Origin of the sequence: Mycobacterium sp. IS-836, from assembly GCF_001954275.1 — a bacterium.
Taxonomy (GTDB): domain Bacteria; phylum Actinomycetota; class Actinomycetes; order Mycobacteriales; family Mycobacteriaceae; genus Mycobacterium.
In genome coordinates this window covers 1-6,333 of the sequence record NZ_MBEU01000038.1, presented here as the reverse complement: position 1 = coordinate 6,333, position 6,333 = coordinate 1, and the positions used below count along the sequence as shown (strand labels likewise).

Below are 6,333 nucleotides of genomic sequence, written 5' to 3'. Positions count from 1 at the left end.
CGCCGAGGTCTGCCTCGAACGCTCCCTCTTCGAGCCGGTGTTTGATCGTGGTGAGGAAACGTCCGCAAGCCGCGCCGCCGCCGAAAGCCGAGCCCGCCGCACCCCAGCGGCCGGCGGCGGAGACCTCAACCGACGGCGCCCCATACGTGACCCCGCTGGTGCGAAAACTGGCCACCGAGAACAACATCGACCTCGCCGAGGTGACGGGCACCGGTGTGGGCGGGCGCAGCGGGGGCGCGGTCGTCGGTTCCGACGCCGATCCGCGCCAACTCGCCGCCCACCGGGACCGTGGCGTCCTCGTCGGCGGTGATGCTGACCAACACACCGGCCACCGGTGACGGGATCTCGGTGTCCACCTTGTCGGTGGACACTTCCACCAGCGGCTCGTCCACCTGGACGGAATCGCCGACCTTCTTCAGCCAGCGAGTCACGGTGCCCTCGGTCACCGACTCACCGAGCTCGGGCATCAGCACCGGCTGCCCGTCACCCGAGTCGCCGCTGGGCGCTCGGGGAGCCGCCGCCGCGGGTTCGGACTCGGGTTCCGCTTGGGGTTCCGGCTCGGGTTGGCTGGGCTGGCTAGGCGCTTCGGGTTCCGCTTGGGCTTCGGGTTGGGCTTCTGCTTGGGCTGCGGGCTGGCCCTGGGGTTGCTCGCCCGCGTCGCCGATCACCGCCAGGTCGCCGCCAACCTCGACGGTGTCGTCCTCCTGGGCGATGATCTTGGTCAGCACACCGGCGGCGGGCGACGGGATTTCGGTGTCGACCTTGTCGGTCGACACCTCGACCAGCGGCTCGTCGAGCTCGACCGTATCGCCTTCCTGCTTGAGCCAGCGCGTGACCGTTCCCTCGGTGACGCTCTCACCGAGGGCCGGCATCTGCACGGAGAAGGCCATCTCTATTGACTCCTCGATCGGTTGTCGGCGCAGGTCGACATCTGGCTTACCACACCGCGGTGTAGGCGGCGTGGAGGCCAAGTTTCGAAACTATCCTGTCATTGCGCCCGCACCGGCATACATCCAGGGCGGACCGCGCTCGGCGCCAGGTCAGCCCCAACCCGCTTGCTACGGTGTGGCCACTGCCAGTGAGAGCGGGGAGGTCCGATGCCGGCAATTCAACAGGTACCCCAGCGGTTCGTCGACAGCGCGGACGGCGCACGCATCGCGGTCTACGAAGAAGGCAACCTCGAGGGCCCGCCCGTCGTGCTGGTGCACGGCTTTCCCGACTCGCATGTGCTGTGGGACGGCGTCGTCCCGCACCTGGCCGAGCGCTTCCGGGTCATCCGCTACGACAACCGCGGCGTCGGGCTGTCGTCGGTGCCCAAGCCGGTTTCGGCGTACACCATGGAGCGGTTCGCCGACGACTTCGCCGCGGTGACCGGCGAGCTGAGCCCCGGCAGCCCGGTCCACGTGCTGGCACACGACTGGGGTTCGGTCGGGGTGTGGGAGTACCTGAAGCGGCCCGGCGCCGGTGATCGGGTCGCGTCGTTCACCTCGGTGTCGGGTCCGAGCCATGAGCAATTGGTCGACTACATCTTCAGTGGTCTGCGGCGGCCGTGGCGGCCGCGACGGTTTGCACGCGCGATCAGCCAGACATTGCGGTTCAGCTACATGGTGTTTCTTTCGATCCCGGTGCTGGCGCCGTTGTTCCTGCGGCTGACGATGTCGGTCCCCGCGCTGCGGCGCAACGTCGTCGACAACATCCCCGACGAGCTGATCCATCACTCCGAGAACCTGGCGCGCGACGCCGCCCAGTCGGTGAAAACCTATCCCGCCAACTACTTTCGCTCGTTTTCCAAACGCCGCGAGGCCATCCACATCGTCGACGTACCGGTGCAGCTGATCGTCAACACTCAGGACAAGTACGTGCGGCCCTACTCCTACGAGGAGACCGCGCGCTGGGTGCCACGGCTGTGGCGGCGCGACATAAAGGCCGGGCACTTTTCGCCGATGTCGCACCCACAGGTGATGGCCGCCGCGGTGCATGACTTCGCCGACCTGGCCGAGGGCAAGCAGCCCAGCCGCGCGCTGCTGCGCGCCCAAGTGGGGCGTCCGCGCGAGTACTTCGGCGACATGCTGGTCGCGGTCACCGGCGCGGGCAGCGGCATCGGGCGCGAGACCGCTTTCGCTTTCGCGCGCGAGGGCGCCGAGGTGGTCGTCAGCGACATCGACGAGGCCGCGGTCAAGGAAACCGCCGCCCAGATCGCCTCGCGGGGCGGCGTCGCCCACCCCTATGTGCTCGACGTGTCCGACACCGAGGCGGTCGAGGCCTTCGCCGCGCGGGTCAGTGCCGACCACGGCGTGCCCGACATCGTGGTCAACAACGCCGGGATCGGGCAGGCGGGCAACTTCCTGGACACCCCGGCCGAGCAATTCGACCGGGTGCTCGACGTCAACCTCGGCGGCGTGGTGAACGGCTGCCGGTCATTCGGGCGGCGCCTGGTCGAGCGCGGCACCGGCGGGCACATCGTCAACGTGTCGTCGATGGCCGCCTATGCCCCGCTGCAGTCGCTCAGCGCCTATTGCACGTCCAAGGCCGCCAGTTACATGTTCTCCGACTGCCTGCGGGCCGAACTCGACGCCGCCGGCGTCGGGTTGACCACCATCTGCCCCGGGGTGATCGACACCAATATCATCAACACCACCCGCTTCGACGCGCCCGCCGGCAAGCAAGAGGAGGACGTCGACGGCCGCCGGGGTCAGCTGGGCAAGATGTTCGCGCTGCGCCACTACGGGCCCGACAAGGTCGCCAACGCAATCTTGTCGTCGGTCAAGAAGAACAAACCGATCCGCCCCGTCGCGCCGGAAGCCTATGCGCTCTACGGCATTTCACGGGTGCTGCCGCAGGCGCTGCGCAGCACCGCCCGGATGCGGGTGATCTAGCCCGCCCTCACGGGCCGGTTGCCGCTCGAGGACCGCGTGATACCAGCAACGCGCCGGCGATCCCCAGGATCCCGATCACGGCGAGCGGGATGGCCCACATCTGCCGACCGTGCACGGCCGAATTGCATTGCGCCACAAAGTCGGTATGCGGGATGACCTGGTTGAGGATCGGGATGTTCGCGCCGTTCTTGTCGTTGGCGTTGCGCGCCGCGGAGGAATCCGGGGCAATCCCGTTCCCGCATGAAATGGATGTGCCGCCGCTGTCAGATACCGACACGGGCACGAGCAGCCCAATGACACCGGCCAGCAAAAGCACGGCGCCCAGCGCCATGATCAACCGTCGCGTAGTCACAGTTTGCCTCCTGTCGAACGCCGACCCGTGGGAGGGTTATCCGCCGCGCCGCACGGTTAAACGTCTCCCGAGGCAACGCTTGGGTTGCGCCGAGTCGGGTACTCGCCAGCGAGACGCCGGTGTGAAGGGACTTTGCGATGACGCTGACGAAAGAGTGGGGCACCAGCCGACAGGTGCGCACTTCCCGGGAACGGGTTTGGGACGCGATGACAGACGGTTGGACGTATACCCAGTGGGTTGTGGGCAACAGCCGAACCCGCGCCGTCGACCCGCATTGGCCCAAGCCGGGCTCGTCCATCCGGCACTCCGTCGGGGTATGGCCGCTGGTGATCAACGACCAGACGACCGTTGAAAGCTGCACCGACGGAGAGGAACTGGTTCTTCGTGCCGGCCTCGGCCGCCTGGGTGCCGCGCGAATAACCATGCGGCTCAGCGATATTCCGGAGGGCTGCCGGATCGAGATGATCGAGGTTCCGGCCGCTGGCCCGATCGGCCTGGCTCCGGATCGCATCGTGCTCGCCGCCATCTATCCACGCAACCGCGAATGCTTGATGCGGCTCGCGGCTCTGGCCGAACAGCTCGCGCCGAGCCAGGTCGGATAGGGCATGGCCGCGGCCGCGGCCGACGCCGTCGTCATCGGAGCCGGACACCACGGGCTGGTGGCCGCGGCGATATTGGCCGACGCCGGGTGGGATGTGCTGGTGCTCGAGGCCCAGCCGGAACCCGGTGGCGCGGTGCGCAGCGCCGAGCTGACACCGGGTTACATCACCGATTTGTTCAGCTCGTTTTACCCGATGACGGTGGCCTCGCCCGCGATGGCGGCCTTGCGGCTGCAAGACCACGGGTTGCGGTGGTCGCACGCGCCGGCGGTGGTGGGTCATCCGCGCGACGCTGACGACGACGACCCGCCCGTCCTGTATCGCGATCCCGCGCACACCGCCGCGGAATTGGCGCGGCGCGAGCCTGCCGACGGCGAAAACTGGTGGCGGGTCGTGCAACTGTGGGAAAAGGTCAAGGCGCCGCTACTGGACGCCATGTTCGCACCCTTTCCGCCAGTGCGGCCGCTGCTACGGCTGCTGTTCAAACTCGGTACGTCGGACGCGGTCCGGCTGGCGCACTTGCTGGTGCAGCCGGCGAACACGATGGTGGAGCGGTTGTTTCGCGGGGAAGCGCCCCGGCTGTTGCTGCTGGGCAACGCGATGCACGCCGACGTACCACCGGATGCCCCCGGCAGCGGCGTGATGGGTTTTCTGATGACCATGCTCGCTCAAGACCAGGGCTGGCCCGTGCCCGTCGGCGGGTCGGGTCAATTGACCGCCGCCCTGGTGAACCGTGCCCAATCGGCCGGCGCGCGAATCGAGTGCAACCAGAACGTTTCTCGCATCCACGTGCGGGGCGGCCGGGCGGTTGGTGTGATGACCGTCGGCGGGGGCACCATTCGGGCGCGCCGGGCGATCGTGGCCGACGTGACGGCACCACGCCTGTTCTGCGACATGCTGCCCGCGGATGCGGTTCCGCCCGGCCTGATCAGCGAGCTTGAGCACTACATCTGGGATCCACCGGTAGTCAAGGTCAACTACGCCCTCGACGGGCGTGTCCCGTGGCGATCGGAAAGCCTGCAGAGCGCGGGCACCGTCCATCTGGGCGCCGACGGGGACGGCCTGGTTCGCTGGATGGCCGACCTGAACACCCGTGTCGTGCCCGAGCATCCGTTCCTGCTGCTGGGACAGACCACTACGGCGGATCCGAGCAGATCACCGGTGGGCACCGAAAGTGTTTGGGCCTACACGCATTTGCCGCGAAACGTCGCCGACGACGCCTCGGCCGAGCGACTCGCCGCGTCGGTGGATCAGGTTATCGAAGAGCACGCGCCGGGGTTTGGTTCGCGTGTGATCGACAGGTGCGTGCAGCGGCCGTCGGATTTGCAGGCCAGCGACGCCAACCTGCATCTGGGGGCGCTCAACGGGGGAACCGCGCAACTGCAGCAGCTGCTGCTGTTTCGCCCCGCCGCGGGGATGGGGCGAGCCGAAACACCGGTCGAGCGGCTGTATCTCGGTAGTGCGTCCGCTACACCGGGAGGCTCGGTGCACGGCGCGTGCGGACGCAACGCGGCCCACGCCGCGCTGGCCGCCGATGGGATCACGGGCTGGCCGCGGCGCAAGATGAGTCGCGCGGTGATTTCGCTGCTGACCAAATAACCTGCCGCTCGCCGTTTTCCGCTAGCCGTTTTCTGCGATATCGGCCAGTACCGCGAACATCGTCCGGGTGGGGACGCCGGTGGCCCCCTTGGGCGTGTATCCCCATGGGCTGCCGGTGTTATACGCCGGGCCGGCCACGTCGATGTGCGCCCAGGCCACTCCGTCCGCGACGAATTCGCGCAGGAACACGCCGGCCACCAGCATGCCGGCGAAGCGCTGCCCGCTGATGTTGGCAAGGTCGGCCACGGTGGACTTCAGGTCGTCCTTGAGCTCGTCGGGCAGCGGCATGGGCCAGCCGTTCTCGCCGACCCGCTGCGAGATCGCCGCGACCCGGTCGCGGAACTCGTCGCTGCCCATCACTCCGGGGATGCGCGCGCCAAGCGCCACGGTCTGGGCGCCGGTGAGCGTCGAGGTTTCGATCAGATAGTCGGGATTGTCCTCGCACGCGCGGACGATGGCGTCGGCCAGGATGAGCCGGCCCTCGGCGTCGGTGTTGAGCACCTCGACCGTCGTACCGCCGTATTGGGTCAACACGTCGCCGGGGCGCTGCGCGGTCGCCGACGGCATGTTCTCGGCCATCGGCACCGTCGCGATCACGTCGATCGGCAATTCGAGCTGCGCGGCCAGCGTGACGGTCGCGATGACCGCGGCCGCCCCGCCCATATCCGACGTCATGTAATGCATCGACGCGGCAGGCTTTATCGAAATGCCGCCGGTGTCGAAGGTGACGCCCTTGCCCACCAGCGCCACCTTCTTGGCCTGCTTCGGCTTCTTGGCCAGCCGCGAACCCCGGTGGATCAGCCGCACCAGCCGCGGCGGACGCGACGAGCCCTGGCCGACGCCAATCACCCCGCCGTAGCCGCCCTTCTGCAGCGCCTTGTCGTCGAGCACCTCGACCTCCAGGCCC

At 68.2% G+C, this 6,333-nt stretch carries 5 protein-coding genes and 2 pseudogenes; 4 read left to right on the top strand and 3 right to left on the bottom strand.

Features of this window, described 5'->3' with window-relative positions:
• Nucleotides 1-47: 47 nt before the first annotated feature.
• Nucleotides 48-188 (top strand): annotated as a pseudogene (locus tag A5747_RS25755) (hypothetical protein); the annotation flags it as partial.
• Here the strand turns inward: A5747_RS25755 and A5747_RS11660 are convergent.
• Nucleotides 128-890 (bottom strand): annotated as a pseudogene (locus tag A5747_RS11660) (biotin/lipoyl-containing protein); the annotation flags it as partial. The pseudogenes A5747_RS25755 and A5747_RS11660 overlap by 61 nt on opposite strands.
• A gap of 207 nt (nt 891-1,097) precedes the next feature.
• Here A5747_RS11660 and A5747_RS11655 point away from each other — a divergent pair.
• Nucleotides 1,098-2,876: an SDR family oxidoreductase gene (locus tag A5747_RS11655; RefSeq protein WP_076124236.1), complete on the top strand. Its 1,779-nt coding sequence runs from the start codon at nt 1,098-1,100 to the stop codon at nt 2,874-2,876.
• Between the two features lie 7 nt (nt 2,877-2,883).
• On the opposite strand, the gene A5747_RS11650 is transcribed toward A5747_RS11655, so the two are convergent.
• Complete coding sequence (locus A5747_RS11650; RefSeq protein ID WP_076124233.1) at nt 2,884-3,228, bottom strand: aminopeptidase; 345 nt, start codon at nt 3,226-3,228, stop codon at nt 2,884-2,886.
• A 137-nt stretch (nt 3,229-3,365) separates the two neighbouring features.
• Here A5747_RS11650 and A5747_RS11645 point away from each other — a divergent pair, with 137 nt between their 5' ends.
• A complete protein-coding gene (locus A5747_RS11645) occupies nt 3,366-3,830 on the top strand; it encodes an SRPBCC family protein (protein WP_076124231.1) in 465 nt (154 codons plus the stop codon).
• 3 nt (nt 3,831-3,833) lie between these two features.
• Nucleotides 3,834-5,426, top strand: a complete 1,593-nt coding sequence (locus A5747_RS11640; RefSeq protein ID WP_076124229.1) for an NAD(P)/FAD-dependent oxidoreductase — start codon at nt 3,834-3,836, stop codon at nt 5,424-5,426.
• Nucleotides 5,427-5,447: 21 nt separating this feature from the next.
• Here the strand turns inward: A5747_RS11640 and A5747_RS11635 are convergent.
• On the bottom strand, nt 5,448-6,333 hold an 886-nt coding region (locus A5747_RS11635; RefSeq protein WP_076124227.1), incomplete at its 5' end, for a leucyl aminopeptidase.